Origin of the sequence: Sphingomonas sp. TDK1, from assembly GCF_001650735.1 — a bacterium.
In the GTDB taxonomy this organism is placed as follows: domain Bacteria; phylum Pseudomonadota; class Alphaproteobacteria; order Sphingomonadales; family Sphingomonadaceae; genus Sphingomonas.
In genome coordinates this window covers 466,097-489,122 of record NZ_LXVY01000004.1, presented here as the reverse complement: position 1 = coordinate 489,122, position 23,026 = coordinate 466,097, and the positions used below count along the sequence as shown (strand labels likewise).

General features: G+C 68.3%; 16 protein-coding genes. 6 read left to right on the top strand and 10 right to left on the bottom strand.

The annotated features are described in order from the left end of the window. The first annotated feature begins 249 nt into the window (after positions 1 to 249). The 4 genes from A7X12_RS05730 to A7X12_RS05715 all read left to right on the top strand — a co-directional run bounded on the left by A7X12_RS05730 (position 250) and on the right by A7X12_RS05715 (position 4,857). Positions 250 to 750 (top strand): 2Fe-2S iron-sulfur cluster-binding protein, encoded by a 501-nt coding sequence (locus A7X12_RS05730; RefSeq protein ID WP_084445100.1) that lies wholly within the window; start codon positions 250 to 252, stop codon positions 748 to 750. After that, entirely contained in the window at positions 747 to 1,730 is a 984-nt protein-coding gene (locus tag A7X12_RS05725) for an FAD binding domain-containing protein (protein ID WP_064310652.1), read from the top strand. The genes A7X12_RS05730 and A7X12_RS05725 overlap by 4 nt, the downstream gene beginning before the upstream one ends. A 14-nt stretch (positions 1,731 to 1,744) precedes the next feature. Next, on the top strand, positions 1,745 to 3,934 hold the full coding sequence (locus tag A7X12_RS05720; protein WP_064310651.1) for a xanthine dehydrogenase family protein molybdopterin-binding subunit: 2,190 nt from the start codon (positions 1,745 to 1,747) through the stop codon (positions 3,932 to 3,934). A gap of 185 nt (positions 3,935 to 4,119) precedes the next feature. Continuing rightward, the gene (locus A7X12_RS05715) at positions 4,120 to 4,857 is read left to right on the top strand and encodes a Crp/Fnr family transcriptional regulator (RefSeq protein ID WP_064310650.1); all 738 of its coding nucleotides are present in this window, start codon (positions 4,120 to 4,122) and stop codon (positions 4,855 to 4,857) included. Positions 4,858 to 4,864: 7 nt separating this feature from the next. On the opposite strand, the gene A7X12_RS05710 is transcribed toward A7X12_RS05715, so the two are convergent. After that, a complete protein-coding gene (locus A7X12_RS05710; protein ID WP_064310649.1) occupies positions 4,865 to 6,799 on the bottom strand; it encodes a hybrid sensor histidine kinase/response regulator in 1,935 nt (644 codons plus the stop codon). Between the two features lie 121 nt (positions 6,800 to 6,920). Then, a complete protein-coding gene (locus A7X12_RS05705; protein WP_064310648.1) occupies positions 6,921 to 9,320 on the bottom strand; it encodes a membrane-bound PQQ-dependent dehydrogenase, glucose/quinate/shikimate family in 2,400 nt (799 codons plus the stop codon). 168 nt (positions 9,321 to 9,488) lie between these two features. On the opposite strand from A7X12_RS05705, the gene kdsA reads away from it, so the two are divergent. Then, entirely contained in the window at positions 9,489 to 10,310 is an 822-nt protein-coding gene (kdsA, locus tag A7X12_RS05700) for a 3-deoxy-8-phosphooctulonate synthase (protein WP_064310647.1), read from the top strand. 12 nt (positions 10,311 to 10,322) lie between these two features. Here the strand turns inward: kdsA and A7X12_RS05695 are convergent, their stop codons facing one another. The 4 genes from A7X12_RS05695 to dinB all read right to left on the bottom strand — a co-directional run bounded on the left by A7X12_RS05695 (position 10,323) and on the right by dinB (position 15,173). Then, a complete protein-coding gene (locus tag A7X12_RS05695; RefSeq protein WP_064310646.1) occupies positions 10,323 to 10,547 on the bottom strand; it encodes a DUF3072 domain-containing protein in 225 nt (74 codons plus the stop codon). A gap of 81 nt (positions 10,548 to 10,628) precedes the next feature. Next, positions 10,629 to 12,992, bottom strand: coding sequence for a hypothetical protein (locus A7X12_RS05690; RefSeq protein WP_064310645.1), 2,364 nt, complete (start codon positions 12,990 to 12,992; stop codon positions 10,629 to 10,631). A 63-nt stretch (positions 12,993 to 13,055) separates the two neighbouring features. Beyond that, positions 13,056 to 13,997, bottom strand: a complete 942-nt coding sequence (locus tag A7X12_RS05685) for a YihY/virulence factor BrkB family protein (protein WP_064310644.1) — start codon at positions 13,995 to 13,997, stop codon at positions 13,056 to 13,058. Positions 13,998 to 14,090: 93 nt separating this feature from the next. Further along, on the bottom strand, positions 14,091 to 15,173 hold the full coding sequence (gene dinB, locus A7X12_RS05680) for a DNA polymerase IV (RefSeq protein ID WP_064310643.1): 1,083 nt from the start codon (positions 15,171 to 15,173) through the stop codon (positions 14,091 to 14,093). A 91-nt stretch (positions 15,174 to 15,264) separates the two neighbouring features. Here dinB and A7X12_RS05675 point away from each other — a divergent pair, with 91 nt between their 5' ends. Further along, positions 15,265 to 16,143 carry a hypothetical protein gene (locus tag A7X12_RS05675; RefSeq protein WP_064310642.1) on the top strand — a complete coding sequence of 293 codons (879 nt, stop codon included), beginning with the start codon at positions 15,265 to 15,267 and terminating at the stop codon, positions 16,141 to 16,143. Here the strand turns inward: A7X12_RS05675 and A7X12_RS05670 are convergent. From A7X12_RS05670 to leuS, 4 genes are read right to left on the bottom strand one after another with little or no spacing between them, the layout of a single operon-like run. After that, positions 16,119 to 18,896, bottom strand: a complete 2,778-nt coding sequence (locus A7X12_RS05670) for a glycosyl hydrolase 115 family protein (protein ID WP_232318373.1) — start codon at positions 18,894 to 18,896, stop codon at positions 16,119 to 16,121. The genes A7X12_RS05675 and A7X12_RS05670 overlap by 25 nt on opposite strands. 55 nt (positions 18,897 to 18,951) lie before the next feature. Then, the gene (gene holA / locus A7X12_RS05665; protein WP_064310640.1) at positions 18,952 to 19,974 is read right to left on the bottom strand and encodes a DNA polymerase III subunit delta; all 1,023 of its coding nucleotides are present in this window, start codon (positions 19,972 to 19,974) and stop codon (positions 18,952 to 18,954) included. Continuing rightward, positions 19,971 to 20,474, bottom strand: coding sequence for an LPS assembly lipoprotein LptE (gene lptE / locus A7X12_RS05660; RefSeq protein WP_064310639.1), 504 nt, complete (start codon positions 20,472 to 20,474; stop codon positions 19,971 to 19,973). The genes holA and lptE overlap by 4 nt, the downstream gene beginning before the upstream one ends. After that, positions 20,471 to 23,014: a leucine--tRNA ligase gene (gene leuS / locus A7X12_RS05655; protein ID WP_064310638.1), complete on the bottom strand. Its 2,544-nt coding sequence runs from the start codon at positions 23,012 to 23,014 to the stop codon at positions 20,471 to 20,473. The genes lptE and leuS overlap by 4 nt, the downstream gene beginning before the upstream one ends. Between the last annotated feature and the right edge of the window lie 12 nt (positions 23,015 to 23,026).

Sequence of the window (23,026 nt, the reverse complement as noted above, 5' to 3'; positions counted from 1 at the left end):
CCATTGCGCATCGTTCAGTTCGCACCGCTTCACCGCCATCACTTGCTCCGCGTCTCAACACGGATGCCTATGAATCAGCGATCAGCTCGTTTGGGAATCCCGAATGTCGATCCGCGCTAGACGGTGCGGGGGGCGGCCTCCTAGCGCCGGCACGGAAATCCCGCCGATCGTGTCATGAAGGGAAGGCGCTGGCAGCAGGGGACCGATCTTCAACGCCGCGCGTTCGCCCCCTGACCAGGGAGGCCCCGCATGCCCATCAACATCAACGGCGTCGAACATGAGCTCGATGTCGATCCGCGTACCAGTCTGCTCGATTTCCTACGCCGCGATTGTGGCCTCACCGGCACGAAGAAAGGGTGCGACCACGGCCAATGCGGCGCGTGTACCATCCTGCTCAACGGGCAGCGGATCAACAGCTGCCTCACGCTGGCGGTGATGCACGACGGCGACAGCGTGACCACCATCGAGGGCCTGGGTACCGCCGATGCGCCGCACCCGTTGCAGACGGCGTTCGTCCGGCATGACGGCTACCAGTGCGGCTATTGCACGCCCGGCCAGATCTGCTCGGCCAAGGCCATGCTCGACGAGGTCGCCGCAGGTTGGACCAGCATGGTCAGCGACGACGTCGCCGGCACGCCCAGGCTTTCCGAGGAAGAGATACGCGAGCGGATGAGCGGCAATGTCTGCCGCTGCGGCGCCTATTCCAACATCGTCGCAGCGATTGTCGAAGTGGCGGAGGCGCAGGCATGAAGCCCTTCGAATATCAGCGGGCCCATGGCCTGGGCGATGCCGGACAGCTGCTCGTCGCCGACGGTGCCAAGCCGATCGCCGGCGGCACCAACCTGCTCGACCTGATGAAGCTGGAGGTGGAAACGCCCACAGCCCTTGTCGACGTCAATCGACTGCCGCTTGGCGGTATCACGACGCACGGCGAGGGGCTGCACATCGGCGCGCTCGTCTCGAACAGCGCCTGCGCCGCCGATCCGCGTATCCGCGCCGACTATCCGGTGCTCGCCCGCGCGATCTTGGCAGGGGCGACCTTCCAGCTGCGCAACAAGGCGACGACCGGGGGCAACCTCTGCCAGCGGACGCGCTGCTATTATTTCACCGACCTCTCCCAAGCCTGCAACAAGCGCGAACCCGGCACCGGCTGCGCGGCGATCGGCGGGTTCAACCGCATCCACGCCATCCTCGGCGCCAACGACGCGTGCATCGCCACCTATCCGGGCGACATGGCGGTGGCGCTGTCGGCGCTCGACGCGACGGTGGAGATCCACAGCGCCAAGGGCGACAAGCTGATGGTGCCGGTACGCGACTTCCATCGCCTGCCCGGCGACACGCCCCAGCGCGACAATGTCCTCGAGCCCGGCGACGTGATCACCGGCGTGGTGCTGCCGGCACCGGCCGGCGGGACCCAGCTCTACCGCAAGGTCCGTGACCGGGCCTCCTACGCGTTCGCGCTGGTCTCGCTGGCGGCGGTGATTCATGTCGAGGCCGGCAAGATCGCCAAGGCGCGGCTTGCGTTCGGCGGGCTGGCGCACAAGCCGTGGCACGATGCCCGGGTCGAGGCGCTGCTCGAAGGCCAGGCGCCGTCGGATGCGCTGTTCAACCAGGCCGCCGCGCTGCTGCTCGAGGACGCCCGCGGGCAGGGCAGCAACGATTTCAAGATTCCGCTCACCCGCCGCACGCTCAAGGCCGTGCTGCGCGAAGCGACGGGAGGTACGCTGTGACTCGCCTGTACACGATGGACAAGCCGGACGACCGTAACCGGCTGGACGCCATGGCCCAGGGCATCATCGGCCGCCCGCTCGACCGGCCCGACGGCAGCGCCAAGACCAGCGGCGTCGCCCCCTATGCCGCCGAATACAAGATCGCGGACTGCGCCGAGGGCGTGCTGGTCCTCGCCACGATCAGCCGCGGCGAGGTCGTCGAGATCGAATCCGAGCCCGTGCTGGCCATGCCCGGCGTGCTGGCGGTGATCGCCGATCCGCGGATGATCACCCGCTCGGCCCAGGGCGGCGCGGGCAAGTCGCCGGTGCGCGAGATCCAGAAGGTCGACTATTTCGGCCAGCCCGTCGCGCTCGTCGTCGCCGAGACCTTCGAGCAGGCGCGTGACGCCGCCACGCGGCTGCGCATCGCCTATCGCGCCGACGATCCTGCCAAGGTGCCGCTGGATTCCGAGGACGGCCACGCGGCCCATGAATCCTTCGGCGAGCCGGTGCAGCAGGGCAATCTCGACGCCGCGATGCGCGACGCCGTCCATGCGGTCGACGTCACCTACACCACCGAGGGCCATGCCAGTGCGGCGATGGAGCCGCATGCCAGCATCGCCGAATGGGACGGCAATACGCTCACCGCCCATTCGAGCCTGCAGATGCTCAAATACAACCAGAAGGAACTGGCCGACGCGCTGGGCCTCGAGCCCGAGCAGGTGCGGCTGGTCGCGCCCTATGTCGGCGGCGGCTTCGGCTCGAAGCTGGGTATCAGCGCGGAGCTGACCGCGGCGGCGGTCGCGGCAATCGAGCTCGGCCGGCCGGTGCGGGTGGTGATGAGCCGCCAGCAGGTGTTTCAGACCGTGATGCGTCGGTCCGAGACGCGCCAGCGCATCCGCCTCGCCGCCGATGCCGAGGGGCGGCTGGACGGCTTCGGCCACGAGGCCTGGGTCTCCAACCTGCCCGGCGAGAAGTTCGCCGAGCCGGTGACCCAGGCGAGCGAGTTCCTCTATCGCGGCGAACATCGCACGCTGCGCATCGACCTCGCCCGGATCCACCGGATGACCGCCGGCTCGGTGCGCGCGCCGGGCGAGGCGGTGGGCATGCAGTGTCTCGAAGCGGCGATGGACGAGCTGGCGCTGGCCAGCGGCATCGATCCCGTCGAGCTGCGTCTGCGCAACATCCCCGAGCAACATCCGAGCGAGGGCCTGCCCTATAGCTCGCGGCGGCTGGCGGAATGCCTCAAGGTCGGCGCCGAGCGCTTCGGCTGGGACGGCAGCGACCGCCGTCCGCTCCAGCGGCGCGAGGGCGAATGGTGGATCGGCACCGGCATGGCCAGCGCCACCCGCGTCCACAATCTCAACGAAGCTCAGGCCAAGGTGACGCTGTCGACCGATGGCACCGCGATCGTCGAAAGCGACATGACCGATATCGGCACCGGCACCTATGCCATTCTCGGCCAGATCGCGGGCGAGATGCTCGGCCTGCCGCCGGAGAAGGTGCTCGTCCAGCTCGGCGACACCCGCTATCCGCCGGGGTCGGGGTCCGGCGGCAGCTGGGGGGCCGCATCGACCGGTTCGGCGGTGCTGGTCGCCTGCGAGGCGATCCGCGAGCAGCTCGCCGAGCAGCTCGGTGTCGAGGAAGCCGACCTCACGCTCAAGGACGGCGAGGCGATTGCCGGCAACCGCCGCATCCCCTTCACCGAGCTGCTCAAGACCGACCTCACCGAGACCGGCCATTTCAAGAATGGCGGGATCGACGAGCAGTTCGCCATCGCAATGTACGGCGCCTTCTTCGTCGAGGTCGGCGTCAACGCCTATACCGGCGAGACGCGGGTGCGGCGGATGACCGGCGCATTCGGTCTGGGCCGCGCGCTGAACGCGAAGACCGCCACCTCGCAGTGCCTGGGCGGCATGGTGTGGGGCATCGGCAGCGCGCTGACCGAGGAACTCGTCTTCGATCCGCGCGACGGCCACCTCGTCAACCATGACCTCGCCGAGTACCATGTCCCGGTGAATGCCGACGTGCCCGCGCTCGACGTGGTGCTGGTCGACGAGCGCGATCCGGCAGGTAGTCCGCTCCAGGCCAAGGGCGTCGGCGAGCTCGGCATCTGCGGCGCGGCAGGGGCTATTGCGAATGCCATTCACCATGCCTGCGGTGTGCGCGTGCGCAGCTTCCCGATCACCCCCGACAAGCTGCTAGGACAGCTGCCGGAGGTGTGAGCGCAGGCACCTCGGTTTCAAGGATGAAAAGCTAGATCTTATAACAGGTTAAGCCGAATTTCCCCCATGGGTGTGATTGCCAGCCGGAAGTGGGCCGGTTAGGAATCGTTTCGCGAGCGACTGCGGCCCGGCGTGGAAGGGCCGCCGTGCCGGCGAACACATCCAGTAGGGGGGGAACATCGGGGGTGCCGAACTATCCGTTGACGCGGTTCCACGAGCAGGCGACGCTCACCGAAGCGGAAGCCCACGCCCTGCGCGGCATGGGCGATCCGGAAATTCTCGTCCGTCGCAACGGCACGATCCGCCGCGAGCGCGATCCGGTGGACGCGATCTATCTGTTGCTCGAAGGCTGGGCCACTGCGGCGATCCGGCTGCCCGCCGGGCAGCGGCAGATCGTCAAGGTCCACATCACCGGCGACATGATGAGCACGCCCAGCATGGTCCTGGATACCGCTGCCGATACGCTGGTGGCGGTGACCGAATGCCGGATCGCGGCGGTGCCGCTGGTACGGCTTCGTGACGTGCTGATCGCCTATCCGCGGCTTGGGTCATTGCTGTTGATGGGCGTTCAGGTGGAGCGACTGGCATTGATGGACATCGTGGCGGCGATGGGAAAGTCCTCTGCGCGGGAGCGGATGGTGCGGCTGCTGCTCGATCTGCACGATCGGCTGGCCAAGATCGGGGCGGTGGAGGAGGGCCGTTTCGACCTGCCGCTAACCCAGGAGGTCCTAGGCGACGTGCTCGGGCTGACGGCCGTGCACGTCAACCGCACGATGCGGCTGCTGGAACGCGAGGGATTGATCGCGCGGCATGGCCAGCGGATCGCGCTCGGCGACATCGACAGGCTGCGCAAGATCTCGCCGCTGCCGCCGCGTCGGGTGCGGTTCGATCCCGTCTGGCTGCCCGGTCCGGGCGAGATGTGAGGCGGGTTCAGTCGAGCAACGCGTCCACCGCATCCAGCAACTCGCGTTCCCGGAACGGCTTGCGCAGCTGCGGCACATCGGCGGGCAGGTCTTCGGCTGCATCGGTGTAACCGGTCAGCAGCAGGAAGGGCTGAGGCAGACCCGCATGGCGTGCGCGTGTGATGAACTCGCCGCCGGTGCCGCCCGGCATCATATAGTCGGTAATCACCAGCGCCGTATCGGGTGCGCCGGCAAGGGCGGCCATTCCCTCGCGCAGCGAATCCGCCTCGGCCACCAGGTGACCATGGGCGCGCAGCACTTCGGCTGCGGCTTCGCGAACGGCGGGATCGTCGTCGACCAGCAGGATCTCGGCGGTGCGCGTCGGGCGTTCGCGCACCGCGACCGGCACCGGTGGCACTGCGTCGGTCGCCGGCAGGATCAGCGTGGCGTGCGTACCCTGGCCCGGCACGCTTTCCAAGAGTAGCCGCCCCGCCGATTGTTCGGCAAAGCCGTGGACCATCGACAGGCCGAGTCCGGTGCCGCGATCGCCCGCCTTGGTGGTGAAGAAGGGCTCCATCGCGCGGCGCAGCGTCGCTGCGTCCATTCCACAGCCGTCATCGTGCACGACAAGTGCAAGATAGGCACCCCGTGCCAGCCCGCGAGCCTCGTCGCGGCGGGACAGGTGGGCTTCGATTCTAATCGTGCCATGGCCGCCGCCGCGGCTGTGGATGGCGTCGCGGGCATTGATCACTAGGTTCAGGACGGCCAGCTCCAGCTGATTGCGATCGGCGCGCACTGCGGGAAGACCGTCGTCGGCTTCGATCGCGCAACGGATCGCCGGCCCCACCGACCGCTGGAGCAACTCGTGCAGATCGGCGAGCATCGCCGGCACGTCGATCGCCTCCGGCGTCAGCGCCTGGCGCTTGGCGTAGGCGAGCAGGCGCGCAACCAGGCTGCGGGCACGCTCGGCACTGCTGGTGGCGCTATCGATGTAGCGCTTGGCCTTGACGTCGTCGCCGATGCGCGCGCGTAACAGGTCCAGCCCGCCCAGAATGGGGGTGAGCAGATTGTTGAGATCGTGCGCTACGCCGCCGGTCAGCCGCCCGAGCGCCTCCAGCCGTTGTGCCTGCAGCGTCGCCGCTTGGCGTTGCCGGAACCGGCGAAGCTCGATCGCCAGGGCAAAGGTGAGCGCCGCGAACACCGCAAGCGCAACCAGCCCACCGACGATCAGGACAATGCGTGTCTGACGGGTCAGTGCCGCGAAGGCACCCCTGGGTACGGCAACCTCCACCCGCCAGCCCGCCTCCGGAACCGCGCTGACTACTGACTGCATGGAGTCCTGCGTGGTCGGGCCCGATTGCGCGATCACCGCGCCGCGCTTGTCGAACAGTCGCACGCGCCAGTCGGGCGGCACTTCCTCCGCGAACAGCAGGTGCTGCATCGCCTGCACCGGCACCACGGCGGAAACGACATACGGCACGCTGTGTCCCCGCAATACGGGTGCGCGCACGGCGAAGGCGGTGATTCCGCGTGGTCCCTTGATGACATGGCCTATCTGGGCCTGGCGGGTGCGCACCGCCCTGGCGAGACTGAAGGGATCGATGACCTTTCCCAGCGCGCCGCCAATCGGCCGCGGTAGATCCAGCAGGCGGTTGCCGTCGGAATCGGCGATGCTGAGGGCGGACCAGTTGCGGTGGTCCTCCATCAATCTCAGACCCAGCATCGTGAATCGCGGACGATCGATGCCATTGTCGAGCGACGGGGAGCGGCTGATCATCTTCACCGCGTCGATCGTGGCGGCGATCTCGCGGCCCACCAGCCGCGCGGTCGATCGGCTCGCAAGGGCTGCCTGGCGATCAAGCGCGGCGCGTTGTTCGCGCAGGGTGACGGCGCCGTACGCGGAACCGAGTACGACGATCGGCAGCAGACCGGTCAGACCCATCAGGATCAGCGAACGACGCAAATTGACCTGTCCCCGTTATCAGGACCGAGTAGGTCCACCAGGCAGAGACGGGTATTTCACGGCGAAAGTCAAACCCATATCCTGGATCAATACTTATGCCGTAACGAAGTCGTCCGCAGTCTCAGCGCGACTTGGGCAGGGCATAGGCGACGATCGAATCGCCGCGCTTTGTCCCCAGCGAGCCATGGCCACCGGCGGCGATCACTACGAACTGCCGCCCGCTCGCGCCGGACCAATAGCTCATCGGCGTCGCCTGGCCGCCAGCCGGCAGGCGACCGCGCCAGAGGACCCTGCCGGTCGTCACGTCATAGGCGCGCAGATAGTAATCCAGTGCCGAGCCCATGAAGGCGACGCCGCCCGCCGTCAGCATCGGCCCGCCGAGCGATGGCACGCCTAGCTTGAAGGGCAAGGGGACCGGAGTCTGGTCGCGCGAGGTGCCGTTGCGGTGCTGCCATACGGTCTTGCCGCTTACCAGATCGATGCCGGCGACATAGCCCCAGGGCGGCGCCTGACAGGGCAGGCCCAGTGCCGAGAGGAAGGGGTTCAGCGCCACCGCGAACGGCGCGCCGGTGTTGGGGTTGAACCCCTTGATGTCGGATCCGCTGAAGTCGGAGCCCCCCGCGGGGCCGCGCAGTTTGGGGTCAGCCGCGTCTGATTCGGGCCGCGGCACCAGCCGATCGACGAAGGCCATGTAATTCGGGTGGGCAAAGGCGATCATGCGGACCGGATCGATCGCCATGCCGCCCCAGTCCATCACGCCGAAATTGCCTGGGAAGACGAGCGTGCCCTGCTGCGACGGCGGGGTGAACGGCCCTTCGTAGCGCAGCCGCTTGAACTTGATGCGGCAGGCAAGCTGGTCGAACATCGTCGCCCCCCACATGTCCGCATCGGTGACACGCTTCTTCGACATCAGGCTGAGCGCGGATTCGGGTTGGGTGGGGGACGTGCGGTCGCCCGCTGCGGCGCCCTGCGGCACGGGGATCTCGCGAACCGGCACCACCGGCTGGCCGGTGCGCCGGTCGAGCACGAAGATATTGCCCGTCTTGGTCGACTGGATCAGCGCCGGCACGCGGCTGCGACCCGGCAGGTTCAGGTCGACCAGCGCGGGCTGGGCGGGCACGTCCATGTCCCAGAGATCGTGATGGACGGTCTGGAAGGTCCAGCGGACCTTGCCGGTCGCAGCCTCCAGCGCGATCACCGAGGTGGCGAATCGCTCCGTCTCCGGCGTGCGACGGCCGCCCCATTGGTCGATCGCGGCCATGCCGGTCGGGATGTAGACAAGCCCGAGCGCCGGATCGGCGGCGGCGATCGTCCAGCTGTTGGGGCTCGACGGCGTGTATCGGCCGGCGCCGGACGCCTTGGGGCGCGTGTCGTCGGGGTTGGCGGGGTCGAACGCCCAGACGGCGCGGCCGGTATTCACGTCATAGCCGCGGACCACGCCGGAGGGCATGAAGGTCGTTTTGTTGTCATATACCGCACCGCCAAACACGGCGAGGTTGCCGATGATGACGGGGGGAGAGGTGATCTGCCACCAGCCGCGCTGCTGGCCCGGCAGGCCCGGCCATACATCGACCTGACCGTTGATGCCAAAGCCGGGGCAGGGTCGGCCGCTCGTCGCATCCAGCGCGATCAGTCGGGCGTCGTTCGTACCCATGATGATCCGGTTGGCGCAGAGTCCGCCGGTGCCGGGCGCGGCGCCGTTGCTGTGATAGGAGACGCCGCGGCAGGTGAGGTGCTGCATCTCCTGCGACGACCGGATCTGCGGATCGTAGCGCCAGACCTGCTTTCCCGTTTCCGGATCAAGCGCGAACACGATATTGTGTGGTGAGCAGAGATAGACGAGGCCGCCGACCTTGATCGGCGTCACTTCATAGGTGAACTCGTCCGGGTCCGCCCCAGTCTTCAGGTCCCCCGTATGGAATTCCCAGGCCTTTTCCAGCTTGGCGACATTGCCGGGCGTGATCTGATCGATCGGCGACCAGCGGTCGCCCCGCCACGAGCGGCCATAGGCGCTCCAGTCCTCCTTCGGTGTATCGCCCAGCACGCTTGCCGGCGCGATCCCGCGCGCGCCAGGCAGCGACCCGGCAAGGTCGTGCGGATTGGTGAAGGCGGTGGCGAGCAGCACCATCGCGGCAGCCCCCAGGCTGCCGACCAGCGGCCAGGCGCGTCCCGGCCAGCGCGGCGAGCCGAGCCGCCGCGTCACCCAGGGCAGCGCCAGCACGATGCCGAGCGGGACCAGCACGTCGCCACGCGGGGCGAGCGCCCAGAAGTCCCATCCGGCCTCGGCCACCGCCCACACCATCGTCGCGATCAGCAGCACGGCGTAGAGGAACAGCGCCTTGGGGTCGCGCCGGTGCAGCAGCCAAGCGGTGGCGAGCAGCGCCGTGCCGGCGAGCAAATAGTAGATCGATCCGCCCAGCAGCGCCAGCCAGAGCCCGCCGCCGCCGATCGCGAGACCGACCAGCGCCAGGAGTACGGCAAGCACGGTAAGCACGCGCGAGGAACGTTGCTGGTCGGCCATCGGGGCGCTCCGGCTGGGGTAACGGGAATGCCCGCCCAACCGGTTGCGTGGTGCCGAGGTTCCGCAGCGGGCTCGACCAATCATGTTTTTCTGGCGTAGGCGGTTGCGGCCTGCGCGCGGACGGGTCCGTCCGGGCGACGAAGGTAGAATGACGTGAAGGATTTGCGGATGAAGACGGTGAAGGTCGGTGCCCTCGAGATCGCCAACGACAAGCCCTTCGTGCTCGTTGCCGGCCCCTGCGCGATGGAGAGCCGCGACCATGCCTTCTTCATGGCGGAGGCGCTGACCAAGCTGTGCGCCGATCTCGGCATCGATTTTATCTACAAGAGCTCGTTCGACAAGGGGAACCGCACCTCGATCGACGCGCCGCGCGGCATCGGCATGCAGGCGGCGCTGCAGGTGTTCGCGGACCTCAAGGCACAGTTCGGCTGCCCGGTACTGACCGACGTCCATGATGCTGGCCAGTGCGCACCGGTGGCGGAGGTGGTCGACGTGCTGCAAATCCCGGCCTTCCTGTGCCGCCAGACCGACCTGCTGGTCGCCGCCGCGCAGACCGGCCGCGCCGTGAACGTGAAGAAGGGCCAGTTCCTCGCGCCCTGGGACATGAAGAATGTCGCCCGAAAGATCGCATCCTCCGGCAACGACAATGTTATCCTGTGCGAGCGCGGAGCCAGCTTCGGCTACAACACGCTGGTGAGCGATATGCGCTCGCTGCCGATCATGGCGGAGACGGGCTATCCCGTGATGTTCGACGCCACCCATTCCGTGCAGCAGCCGGGCGGGCAGGGCACCAGTTCGGGCGGCCAGCGCGAATTCGTCCCGACGCTCGCCCGCGCGGCCGTAGCGGTGGGGGTCGCGGCGGTGTTCATCGAAACGCATCAGGCGCCCGACACCGCGCCCAGCGATGGCCCCAACATGGTGCCGCTGGACGAGATGCCGGCGCTGCTCGCCCGACTGAAGGCATTCGACGCTCTCGCCAAGGCGGGCTGAATTCGCCGCCGCTCAGCGGCCGAGCTGTTCCTTCAGCGCATCGATCCGCTTCGAGGCTTCCGCCTTGTTCAGCGTGCCCTCGATCGGCGGCTCGCCGGCTTCTTCGAGCAGCGTGGTGAGATAGGAGGCCTGCGCGCCCGTCATCGGATCGTCCCCGGACACCCAGTCCTCGGGATCCTTCTCGGTATTCGAGCCGGGATGTTCGTCGAGCTTCGGATTGTGGAGCGGTTCGGTCATGGCGGCTTCCTGAAAGGTTCCTGTTATGTTCGATAACGAGCAGCCTAACATGCGGGTTCCACGCGCTTTCTGTGACCCTTTTCAACCGGGCAGGGTTACTTGGGCGACGCTGTCCGGCGCATCGTGCAGCCGCAAGTAGAGGGTCTTGCCCACCGGGCGCGGCAGCGCGAGGCTGCCGCCGACAAAGCCCAGCGGCACTGCGGTTGCGCCCGCGAGGTCTGGCTTGTCCCCGATGGCGGCCACCAGGAACAGATCGGTACCGGAAAGCGTGCAGCTGCTGCCTTCGGCCGGGCAGGCAAGACCGGTAAGCTGGGGCAATCGCGCGACGGTGACGAGCGGCTGCCAGTCTCCCGCCGCTTCCCCCTGCACTAGCCGGTAGCGTAGCGGCCCGGTGATGCCCGCGCCGAGCAGCGCCCGGGGTGCAAAATGGGCAACCACCACCGCATCGCCGATGCGCTGGAGCGCGCCGTCGCGAAAGCCCAGGCGTGCATTCGGTCCATCGGTCCCGGCGATCTCCACGATTCCGTCGTCGCGCAGCGTGCCGCGCGTCATCTTGAACGAAAAGTCGATCGCAGCGTCGGCCGGGAGCACGCCCTCCGGCAGGGTCAGGGCAAGCGCACCGGACGCGGCCTTGCCGCTCGCCGCGCGGCTGAGCAGCGTCGCCGCGGGCCGCGGTGCCGTCGCGCGAACCGACAGCTTCATCGTGCGCCCGTCGCGCAGCCGCACCACGGCCTCGCCATCGCCCGCGGGGATCGCTGCGTCGGCCTTGAGGGCAAGCTGGTCGCCGTCCTTGCCGCGCGAGAGGTCGGCAGGGGTGAAGTGCAGGCCGTGCCAGTCGAGCCCGGTCACCTGGTCGAGCCGCGCGCCGTCTAGCACCCCGTCGCGGTCGCCCTCGTGCAGCACGAAGCGGTCGAGCCGGCTCGCCTCCAGCCGGGCGACCAGCGGGATCATATCCGGCGGAGCGGTACCGAAGCGGGCGATGTTCAGCGTCAGCGCGCCGGGCTTTGCGTCCTTGAGCGGCAGCGTCATCGTCAGCTCGTCCTGGCCGCTGACCTTGAACGGCACCGGCGTCCGCACGCCCTTGGCGTCGCTGAGCGCGATCTGGCTGACGCAGAAGGCAGCCCCGCCGCGCAACACCAGCGGATGCTCGCGGCCGACCACCACGTTGCTGTCCGGCACGGCGCGCCATGCGCCCATGGCGTCGAGCTGCACCGGCAGGCGCGGCCCGCTGAAGCCATCGAAGCCCCAGCGGCCCTGCAGCACCGCGTTGGACACGGTACCCAGGTCCGCGGGCACCGCCTCGTCGAGGCGGACGCCGCCCTTCTCAACGTCGGGCGCGACGGGGAAATCGCGTGTTTTGCCGTCGTTGCTCGTGACGTGGATCGACAAGGATCGCGCGAAATCGGTGGCGTAGAGCAACGGCGCATCTTCCAGCGGCAGTGCGAGGCCGGGTTGGGCAAGGCACACCGGGGTCGGGCCGCCCGCCTGCCAGATCGGCGGCGTGGCGGCCCCCAGCGGCGGCAGCGCCACGACCAGCACCGAGCGCGGATTCTGGAACGACGGCGCGGCGTTGAGCAGCAGCTTCAGCGCGTCGCCGCGTCCTAGGCCCAGCGCCGGGAGGTACTGGTATTGCGGGCTACGAAACGCCCCGAACAGCTTGGCCACGTCGCGCGCCAGCCCGATATAGGGGCTGTAGAAGCCGCCGCCGCCCTGTGGGGTCGCGGCAAGGCTATAGGCAAGGTCCACGGGCGCACCGGTCAGCGTCTCGGCCAAGGTGGTGCCGCGCTGCGCCTGGAGGACCAGCGAATCGCGATTCTGCGTGAGGCACGCCGCCTGCAGCGAGCGGGGCCGCGACAGGCATTCGGCGTTGAGCTTGATGCGCAGCGCGTTGGCAAGCACCGGCGCAGCGGTGGACAGGCGTTCGGGCGCCGATTCGCCGATGCGGCCGACCGCGGTCACGAAGGCATCGAGCCGTGCGCGATCCAGCGAGGCCTGGAACAGATCCTGCGCGGCCCGCACGAACACGCCGGGGCGGCCGCGCACCGTATCGCGTACCGCATCGAAGCCGCCGCCGGTCTCCGGCGCGAGCAACAGCACCGCCTGTTCGGCTCCCTTGGGAACCTCCAGCTCCATGCGGTTCTTCTTCTTGCGCCAAGTCTCGGCGACGAAGAACCAGTCCTTGGGCGGCGGATTGGTCGCACCGCGCAGGAACGCTACCACCAGCAGATAGTGCGCCGACTGGTCGGGCGGGAGCGCGGCCTCGGCCGTCACCTTGTCGCCGGGCTGAAGCGAGGGCACCGCCCCGATCGGCAGCGTCACGCCGCCACGCGTCACGCTGAGCTTCAGGTCGGGCCCGACGAGATCGAAGGCATTCTGCTGAGCCTGGGCAGGAAGGGCGGCGACCAGCAGCGCGAGCAGCAGCGAGATCAGGGGGAGGCGAGGCATCGCGCCGCTATAGGGGAAGCAGGCAGGGCAGGGCCACCACGCACGCGACGAGCCGTTGGGCCGTCATTCGGCGACATTGTCCGCCACCCAGGCGCGGCGCTTGCCCAGCGGGGCGGCGGGGCCGGTGGTGGTATCGTGGGCGGTCTGGTGCTCGAGTTCCGAATTGAGCTCGGCACCGAACAGCAGCACATAGGCCGACAGATAGAGCCAGGTGAGCAGCGCCACGATGGCGCCGAGCGAGCCATAGGTCGCATCGAAGCGGCCGATATAGCGGACATAGGCGCCGAAGCCGAGCGTCAGCGCCAGCCACAGCAGCGCGGCGAGCAGCGATCCGGGTGTGATCCAGCGCCAGCGCGGCTGAGCGCGGGAGGGGCCGAACCGGTACAGCGCCGCCGCGCCCGCCGCACCCGCCAGCGTCAGCAGCACATGGCTGCCGATCTTGCCCAGCACGAGCAGCGCATCGGGCGCGAAGGGCAGCAGCCGGTCCAGCGCGCCGAGCGCGGTCATGGCGATCGCGGCGATCACCGCCGCGAGCACCGCGCCCAGTGTGATCGCTAGCGCCGTGAGATTGACCCAGACGAAGCTGCGCTTCTCCCTTTCCTCATAGGCGATGTTCAGTGCGGACATGATCGCGCCCGCGCCGTTGCGCGCGCCGAACAGCGCGATCGCCAGCGCGATCAGGATGCCGAACCCCTTCTGGCCGTCCGGGCTGTGCACCAGCCCGAGCAGCTGATCGCCCACCACCAGCGCGATGTCGCGTGGCAGGATCGTGGAAAGCGCGCGGACATCGTGGAGCACCGTCACCGGATCGGCGACCAGCCCATAGCTGAGCACTACGGCACCGAGCAGCGGCACCAGCGCCAGGAACCCGTAAAATGCGACGCCCGCGGCGATCAGGCCGATATTGTCGTCACTCGATTCGTTCCAGCTGCGCCAGAGCACGGACTTCCATCCCGCCCATGGCATCGTCCACGGGCTGCGCGCATCGCGCCCTTTCGGGTCCATCCTGCATCCCCTTTTTCTTCTTCGGGAAAGCGCGCGACGCGGGATCCGGGTTCCCCGCCCGAGAGGGAGCAAGAGAGTACGATCGCGAAGGTGTTACGCGTCCGCGTGGCCGAATAGGGGCAGGGGCTCGGCCACGCCGCGATCGAAGTTGGAGACGGTCACCCCCACCAGCCGGATGCCCTTGGGCGTCGGCAGCACCGACCGCAGCAGCGCGATGCTCGCGGCGTGAAGTTGCTCGCGGCTGGTGATCGGCGTCGTATGGCTGCGGCTGCGCGTGATGATCTGGAAATCGGCATATTTGATTTTCACCGTTGCCGTGCGGCCGAAACCCTGGGTGCGTTCGCACCAGTCCCACACATCGTCGGCCTGGCCGAGCACCGCCACCTCGATCTCGGCATCGTCGGTGAGGTCGTGGCTGAAAGTCGTCTCGGAGCCCGAGGATTTCCGCTCGCGATTGGGGTTCACCGGCCGATCGTCGACCCCCCGGACGATCTGGTGGTACCATTCGGCGCTGCTGCCGAAATGCTGCTGGAGAAAGTCGAGCGACTTGGCGCGCAGGTCCGCGCCGGTCTCGATCCCCAGCCGCTGCATCTTGGCGGCCGTCACCGGCCCCACGCCGTGGAAGCGGGAGACCGGCAGCGTCTCCACCCAGGCTGCCCCCATGTCCGGGGTGACGGCGAACTGGCCGTTGGGCTTGCGATGATCCGAGGCGAGCTTGGCGAGGAACTTGTTGTACGAGACGCCTGCCGAGGCGGTGAGTCCCGTCTCTGCCAGGATACGCGCGCGAATCTCCTTCGCCGTCGCCCAGGCGGTGCCGAGCCCGCGGCGATCGTCGGTTACGTCGAGATAGGCCTCGTCGAGCGACAGCGGCTGGATGAGATCGGTATAGTCGGCGAAGATCGCATGGATCTGTTGCGACACCGCCTTGTACACATCGAAGCGCGGCCGCACGAAGATCAGGTCCGGGCAGCGCCGCAGCGCGGTGACCGAGGGTAGCGCCGATCGTACGCCGAACGCGCGTGCTTCATAGCTTGCCGCCGCCACCACGCCGCGCGCTGCGGCCGAGCCGACCGCCACCGGCTTGCCGCGCAACGCGGGATCGTCGCGCTGCTCTACGGACGCGTAGAACGCATCCATGTCGATGTGCAGGATCTTGCGGACGGGCGACGCGGCCATGGCGCGCTATACCGCCGATCGAACGAATAGGGAACAGGATTTCCCGATCAAGTCATTGTGAAGCAGCAGCTTGGGCGGCTAGGAACGGGCCATGCCTATGCCCCTCCGCCGCCTTGCGCTGCTCCTCGCCTGCCTTTTCTGGACACTGCCCGCCGCTGCCAAGACGATCCTGTTCGTCGGCAACAGCTTCACCTTCGGCGCCAATTCGCCGGTGATGCGCTACCGGCCGGACCGGGTGAACGATCTCAATCGCGAGGGCATCGGGGGCGTACCCGCGCTGTTCAAGACCTTCGCGGTCGAAGCGGGGCTCGACTGGCAGGTGAGCCTGGAGACCTCGCCGGGCAAGGACCTCGCCTGGCATTTGGCGAATCGCCGGGCGCTGATCGACCGGCGCTGGGACGTGGTGGCGCTGCAGGGCTTCAGCACCCTCGACGCCGAGCGGCCTGGCGATCCGACCCGTCACCTTGCCGCTGCCCGCGCGCTCGCGGCGCTGTTCCATGCGCGCAATCCCGCCGCGCAGGTGGATCTGGTCGCGACCTGGTCGCGTGCCGACCAGACCTATCGTCCCGGCGGCCATTGGCACGGGCTGCCCATCTATCGCATGGCCGAGGACCTGCTGGCGGCCAACCGGCTGGGGCTTGCGCCCGGCTATGGCATCCACGGTGTGCTGCCGGTCGGCACCGCCTGGAACCGCGCGATTCGAGACGGATACGCCGATCCCAATCCCTATGACGGCATTGCCTATGGCCTGTTCAGCCTGTGGACCTGGGACCAGTATCACGCCAGCGCCGAAGGCTATTATCTGGAGGCGCTGGTGGAGTTCGGCGCGATCACCGGCCACGATCCGCGCAGCCTGGGGCCGCGCGAGCGCGCCGCCGAGGATCTCGGGATCAACCCCGAAGTTGCCCGGCGACTGCGCGATGTTGCCGCCGCCGAGCTGGCCGCTCAGCGGATCGGGGGGGCGCCATAATAGTCGGGTGCGCCATCGAGGCGCACATCGATCCGGTCGAGCAGGAAGCCCGGGTCCATCGCGAAGACCTCGATCTTATGTGCGCCGGCCGCAAGCAGGCCGAGCTTGAGCGTGCGCACGGCGGTGTTGGAGAGGACGTTGGCCTTCCACTCGTCGCTGCGGCCATGGGTCTCATACTCGAGCACGGTGATCGCGCCGCCGTCGACGCGCACGCCGATGCGGAGCTTGTTCGCGGAGGTGAGGGCATGGACCGGCAGGGCGACGATCCTGAGTTCGGCGTCGCCCTTGTTGCCCAGCTGGAAGGGCAGGACGAGCGGGGAGGCGGCGTCCGCCTTGTCGGTGGAGGGCAGGTCGAGTTTGCTGCGCAGCACGGCGCCGCGCGAGCCGAGTTCGGCGATCCGCTCCCACGGCAAGCCGGCCAGCTGGAGGTCGGCCGGGGTCAGCGAAATGATGTGGTTGACCTCGGGCGTGGCGTCGCCCGCGGGGAAGGGCTGGAGCACCGGCTCCAGATAGACCATCGCGCCGTTGCAGCGGATCTTGCCTGCGGCGATCGGGCCCTTGCCGTCATAGTGCACTGAGACGCGCATCTCATAGCCGTTGCCCGCATCGAGCCGTCCCGCGCGGGCGGAGAGTTCGACGCCTTCCAGCCCTTCGACGGTCCAGTCGCCCACCGCGCCCTTGCCATAGACGGTCATGGTGCGCGTCTCCGGCTTGCCGGGTGCGAAGGCGAGCGCGCGGGCGTCTGCGCCGCAGGGGGCGACGGGGGCTAGGTCGATCTTGGGGTAGGGCGGTTCGGCGAAGACGGCGAGCTGGCGCGGGGCCATGTCCATGATGCCGCGCCACTTGCCGCCGTTCTGGGCATTGTAGGTGGCGGTGTCGGCGACGATCGTCTGGTGCGCGGCTCGGGCTTGCTCCGCGAGAGCATTGGCGCTGGCACGCCCCTGGCGGGCATAGAGCGCGGCGAGATCGAGCTTGAGGTTGCGCTCGTTGAGCTTGGCCGCCCCGCGCACCGGATAGAGCACCAGCTGGAAGAAGGCATCGCGGCGATCGGCGGGAATAGTCGCGGCCAGTGCCTCGGCCTTGTCGAGCAGCGCCTGATAGCGGTCGATCCGCGCCTGCGCCTCGTCGCCGCCGGTTCGGACATAGTCGCCAATGCGGATCGGGGTTTCGGGCTCGACGGTGCTGAAGCCCATGAACTCGGGCTTCCGCTCCCAGGCAAGGTCGTAATAGTCCATCAGCACGTCGCCGACGGCCGGCCCCTGGTCGCCGAATTGCGTGGTCGCCCAGTCGTACAGCTGCGCGCGCACCGGCTTGTTCAGCAGCTTCGCGTCGAAGGCGACATCGAGGAAATAGCTCGTCAGTACCTCGCCCGGCTTGATGTCGCCGACATTGACGACCCACAGCTTGCGCGTGCCGGTCTGCCAGGCGCGGTCCAGCTGCTCGCGGATCAGCGCCGGATGGGTCGTCGCCAGCCACAGATAGTCGTGCGGCCGGCCCCAATAGCTGATGTGGTAGTAAAGGCCCGAGCCGCCCTTGCGCGCCCGCTCGGCGGCGGTGGGTAGCTGGCCGAGATAGCCGTAATTGTCCTCGGGCCAGACGAGCGTCACGTCCTCGGGCACCTTGAGCCCGCTGCGATAGACGTCGAGCACTTCCTTGTAGAGGGTGAGTACCTGCGGGATCTGATCGGCCGGCTTGCCCTGCGCGGTGGCGAGCAGGCCGCGCTGCAGCTCGATCGCATGGCTGGTGGCGGCGAGCGCCTGTTCGGGGCTCTTGGCGCCCTCCAGCGCGGAGTCGTGCTTGCCGCGAAGGCCGATGGTGTAGACGTTCTCGAAGCCCTTCACTTCGTCCACCCGGCGGCGCCAATAGTCGGCCATCCGGTCGCGATTGGTGAAGAAGTTGAACGGGCCCTCGGCCTTCTCGTCCCACTCGCGCACATTGTTGCGCAGCATCGGCTCGGCATGCGAGGTGCCTACGACGATGGCATAGGCCTTGGCCGTCTCGGCAGCGCCGGGGATCTGGTAGAAGGGCTTGGTGCTTTCGTGCATCGCCGGCCAGATCAAATTGGCCTTGAGCCGCCACATCAGCTCGAAGACGCGCGCATAGGTTTTGGGGCCGATATCGCCGGTCTCGGGCTCATAGGTCTTGGCGGCCCAGGGCTGAAGGCCCCAATCCTCGTCGTTGAGGAAGATGCCGCGATACTGGACCGACGGTGCGTCGGACAGCAGCCGGCGGCCGTCGACCACCAGCCGATCGGCGTGGCGCGGCGTCACGTCCGCCCACCATTCCCAGGCCGAGATGCCGATCGCGCGGCTGAGGTCCACCGTCCCCCAGATGGCGCCGCGCGGGTCCGAGCCGGCGATCAGCAGGTAGGACCGGCCGGGATGCTGCTTTGAGGGGGCGAGGACGCGGATATAGCGTTCCCACTGGCCGTCCAGCGCGGCGAGATCGACCTTCGCATCGGCGGCGACTTGGCGGACGAGGGCGGAGTCCTTCCGCCCGATGACGACGCAAAGCTTCTCGCAGGCTGCGAGATCGCCTGCGACCAGCGGCGTCTTGCCCGCGCGCTTGGCGATGTCGTGGGCGAGCAGTTCGCCGGCGAGCTTGGTCGAAGTGGCGTCGTCATGGACGATGGTCGCGGTGGAGCGGCCGTCGAACAGCACCGCTTGCTGCGCATATGCGGCGACGGGGAGGGTGAGCAGGGCGGGCAGGGCAAGGTAGCGCATGTCGCGGTTGAAGCATGCTAGGCGACGCAAGGGAATCCCTTGGAGCAAGCGCTCCCCGCCTGCTTGCGGGAGGGAGCGCGTGTAGTCAGCCCTTCGCCCTTGCCGCCGCCCGGGCGATCGCGACGCATTCCACCTCCGCCAGCAACTCCCCTGCGCTGCCGCTGCTCATCATCGCCCGCTCGGCCTGCCGGACTCGCTCGATCGCCCGGGCGATCTGCGGCGCGGACCAGCGGCGCAGCGCACGTCCCGTCGCCGGGCGTTCCTTGAAGAACACGCGGTGGCGCTCCATCGCGTCGTCGACGCTGGCGCCCTGGTCCATCTCGGCGCGGAGTTCGGCCAACGTCATCAGCCGGCGGACGAGCTGGCGCATCAGTGGGATCGCCGAGCCGCCGCCTTCGCCGAGCTTGGCCAGCTCCTCGCCGACTTCCGCCACGCGCCCGTCCAGAATGGCCTCGATCGCGCCGAACAGCTCGCCTTCGCCGAGGTCCGCGCCGATGGCATCCAGCGCCGCGCCGTCGGCGTCGCGCGGATGTTCGGAATCGGCATCGAGGAACAGCGCCAGCTTCTCGATCTCGCGGGTGAGGATCGCGCGGTCGCTATTGGCTGCCGCAGCCATCCGCTGCGGCACGTCGCCGGTGAGGCGCAGGCCATGTTCGCGGGCGATCGTGCCCGCGAGTTGGGCCGCGCCCGCGCCCTCGGGGACATAGCAGGCGAAGGCCATCGCGGTGGGCGCGGCGATCGCCGCCTTGACCAGCTTGCCGGTGGTCTTGAGGTTGGGGCCGATCGCCACCACCGGGTTTCCCGCCCGCTCGGCACCGAGCAGCAGGGCGACCGCCTCGGCGGCGCCTTCCTCGATGTTGGAAACGCGGATGTAGCGTGGCCCCCCGAACAGCGAGAGAGACGCCGCCTCGTCGGCGAGTAACCCGGGCTGATCGCGCAGCATCTTCATGTCGATGTCGATGCGCTCGACGTCCGGTCCCAGCGCCTTGCCGAGCCGCTGGGCAAGATCGGCGGCGCCCGCTTCGTCGGGGCCGTGGAGCAGATAGAGGCGAGTATCGGGCCTGGGCGCGTCTACCGCCGCGCGGATCTGGCCCGCATTGGCCTTCACTTGGGCCGTGCGCCGCCTTCGCGCACCGTCCGAGCAAGCCGCGCGACGATCTGATCGGCGACGATCCCGGACAGCCGTTCCAGCGCCGACTTCTCGGCGGCGATCGTGGCATATTCGGAACCGACCACGTCGATGCCTGCATCGGACCCGGCGGTGGCGTCCAGCACCACCTGGCCGCTGCGCAGGTCAACCAGCTGGTACCGCGCGCGCAGCGTCCGCCGCTCGCGCGAGACCGAATCGTCGCGCCGCACGCCCAGGCCGATGATCTGGTCGTCGAGCTTCACTTCGAGCCGATAGGCCGCCGCGCCGCCATTGTTCGCCAGCCGGTCCTTGAGCGCGTTGGCGACCAGCCAGCCGGACTGGCCCTGGATCGGCGCGACCTCGACCGCCGACAGCGTCGTCGCGACCGCGCCGCCGCTGCCCCCCTGGTACATCGGATGCAGCCCGCACGCGGAGAGCGCGAGGGCGAGGGGAGCGAGCAGGGCGACGGTCTTGTTCATGCGACGATGTTCACCAATCGATCGGGCACCACGATGATCTTGCGCGGCGCGTTGCCTTCGAGCAGCCGAACGATCTTGTCCGACGCAAGTGCCGCGGCCTCGACCACGTCCTTCGCCGCGCCCTTCGGCATCACCAGCGTGTCACGCAGCTTGCCGTTGACCTGCACGGCGATCGTTACTTCGTCGTCGACGAGCAGCGCCGGATCGACCGCCGGCCAGGCGGCATCGGCGATCATGCCGGGCTCGCCCATCGCGGCCCAGGCCTCTTCGGCGATATGCGGCACCATCGGCGCCACGACGCGGACCAGCGCGCGGATCGCCGCGGTGCGCGAGGCGGAGGGCTTTGCCTTCTCGATCGCCGCGGTCAGCTCGTAGAGCTTGGCGACGGCCTTGTTGAAGGTGAGCGCCTCGATATCCTCGGCGACGCCGGCGATGGTGCGGTGGAGCTTGCGGTCGAGATCCTTGTCCTCGCCCCCAGAGTCCTTGGCAGCCGCCTCCAGCCCGTCGAACAGGCGCCACAGCCGGTTGACGAAGCGCCACGCGCCTTCGATGCCGCTCTCGCTCCATTCCAGGTCGCGCTCGGGCGGGCTGTCGGACAGCACGAACCAGCGGGTCGCGTCGGCGCCATACTGGTCGACGATCTCGGTCGGGTCGACGGTGTTCTTCTTCGACTTCGACATCTTCTCGACGCGGCCGACGATGACCTCGGCGCCGGTGTCGGTCAGATAGGCGGAGCCATCGGCGCGGAACGAGACCTGGGTCGGCTCGAAATAGACCTTCCGCTCCAGCCCCTCATGCTCTTCGAGCTGATAATAGCTGGCGTGCGTGACCATCCCTTGCGTGAACAGCCCCGCGAAGGGCTCGGCCACGTCGATGCGGCCGATATGGCGCAGCGCACGGGTAAAGAAGCGCGCATAGAGCAGGTGAAGGATCGCATGCTCGACCCCGCCGATATACTGGCCAACCGGCAGCCACTGCTCGGCCACCGCCTTGTCGAACGGCTTGTCCGAAGGCTGGCTGGCGAAGCGCAGGAAATACCAGCTCGAATCGACGAAGGTGTCGAGCGTGTCGGTCTCGCGTCGCGCAGGCTTGCCGCACCTGGGGCAGTCGACATGCTTCCAGGTCGGGTGGCGGTCCAGCGGGTTGCCGGGGACGTCGAACGACACGTCCTCGGGCAGCGAGACCGGCAGCTGGTCCTTGGGCACGCCGACGGGGCCGCAATCCTCGCAATGGATGATCGGGATCGGGGTGCCCCAATAGCGCTGGCGGCTGACGCCCCAGTCGCGCAGGCGCCACACGGTGCTGCCCGTGCCCCAGCCGCCATCCTCGGCGCGGCGGATGACTTCGCGCTTGGCATCGACGACGTCGAGGCCGTCGAGGAAGTGCGAGTTCACCAGCGTGCCGGGGCCCGTATAGGCCTCGGTGCCGTCGAACCTGGGGTCGGTCTTGTCGCCTTCGGAGACGACGCGGCGGATCGGCAGGTCGTATTTGGTCGCGAATTCGAAGTCGCGCTGGTCATGCCCCGGCACGCCGAACACGGCGCCGGTGCCATAGTCCATCAGCACGAAGTTCGCGATGTACACCGGCACCTGCCAGCTGGCGTCGAACGGATGCTGCGCGGTGAGCCCGGTGTCCCAGCCGAGCTTTTCCTGCGTCTCCAGCTCGGCCGCGGTGGTGCCGCCCTGCTTGCAGCGCTCGATGAACGCCTGCACCTCGGGGTTGCCTGCGGCGAGGGCCTGCGCGATCGGATGGTCCGCCGCGATCGCGACGAAGCTGGCGCCGAAGATCGTGTCCGGGCGCGTGGTGTAGACGGTCAGCCCCTCGCCGTTGGACAACGACCAGGTGAATTGCAGGCCTTCCGATTTGCCGATCCAGTTTTCCTGCATCAGCTTCACCTTATCCGGCCAATGCTCGAGGCCCTTCAGCCCTTCGAGCAGATCGTCGGCGAAATCGGTGATCTTGAGGAACCACTGGTTGAGCTTGCGCCGCTCGACCAGCGCGCCCGAGCGCCAGCCGCGCCCGTCGATCACCTGCTCGTTGGCGAGCACGGTCATGTCGACGGGGTCCCAGTTTACCGCGCTTTCCTTGCGGTAGACGAGGCCGGCTGCATACAGGTCGAGGAACAGCGCCTGTTCCTGGCCGTAATAGTCCGGCTCGCAGGTGGCGATCTCGCGCGTCCAGTCGAGCGCGAAGCCCAAGCGCTTGAGCTGCGCCTTCATCGTCGCGATGTTCTGGCGGGTCCAGGCGCCGGGATGGACCTTCTTTTCCATCGCGGCATTTTCGGCGGGCATGCCGAAGGCGTCCCAGCCCATCGGATGCAGCACTTCCATGCCCTTCATCCGGCGGAAGCGCGCCAGCACGTCGCCCATCGTGTAGTTGCGCACATGGCCCATATGGATGCGCCCCGAGGGATAGGGGAACATCTCGAGCACGTAGGACTTCGGCTTGGGCGAATCGTCGCGGGCGGCGAAGGTGCGGTTTTCCTCCCACGCCTTCTGCCACGCCGCGTCCGCCTTCAAGGGATTGAAGCGAGACGCCATGTTTTATTTCCG

Bases quoted from the DNA above. Each gene is read 5' to 3' on its own strand.
- A7X12_RS05675 (WP_064310642.1), top strand. From the start codon at position 15,265: ATGCCTATGCCCCTCCGCCGCCTTGCGCTGCTCCTCGCCTGCCTTTTC.
- A7X12_RS05705 (WP_064310648.1), bottom strand. From the start codon at position 9,320: ATGGCCGACCAGCAACGTTCCTCGCGCGTGCTTACCGTGCTTGCCGTA.
- lptE (WP_064310639.1), bottom strand. From the start codon at position 20,474: ATGAACAAGACCGTCGCCCTGCTCGCTCCCCTCGCCCTCGCGCTCTCC.
- A7X12_RS05730 (WP_084445100.1), top strand. From the start codon at position 250: ATGCCCATCAACATCAACGGCGTCGAACATGAGCTCGATGTCGATCCG.
- leuS (WP_064310638.1), bottom strand. From the start codon at position 23,014: ATGGCGTCTCGCTTCAATCCCTTGAAGGCGGACGCGGCGTGGCAGAAG.
- A7X12_RS05695 (WP_064310646.1), bottom strand. From the start codon at position 10,547: ATGACCGAACCGCTCCACAATCCGAAGCTCGACGAACATCCCGGCTCG.
- A7X12_RS05720 (WP_064310651.1), top strand. From the start codon at position 1,745: ATGGACAAGCCGGACGACCGTAACCGGCTGGACGCCATGGCCCAGGGC.
- A7X12_RS05685 (WP_064310644.1), bottom strand. From the start codon at position 13,997: ATGGACCCGAAAGGGCGCGATGCGCGCAGCCCGTGGACGATGCCATGG.
- dinB (WP_064310643.1), bottom strand. From the start codon at position 15,173: ATGGCCGCGTCGCCCGTCCGCAAGATCCTGCACATCGACATGGATGCG.
- A7X12_RS05690 (WP_064310645.1), bottom strand. From the start codon at position 12,992: ATGCCTCGCCTCCCCCTGATCTCGCTGCTGCTCGCGCTGCTGGTCGCC.
- kdsA (WP_064310647.1), top strand. From the start codon at position 9,489: ATGAAGACGGTGAAGGTCGGTGCCCTCGAGATCGCCAACGACAAGCCC.
- A7X12_RS05725 (WP_064310652.1), top strand. From the start codon at position 747: ATGAAGCCCTTCGAATATCAGCGGGCCCATGGCCTGGGCGATGCCGGA.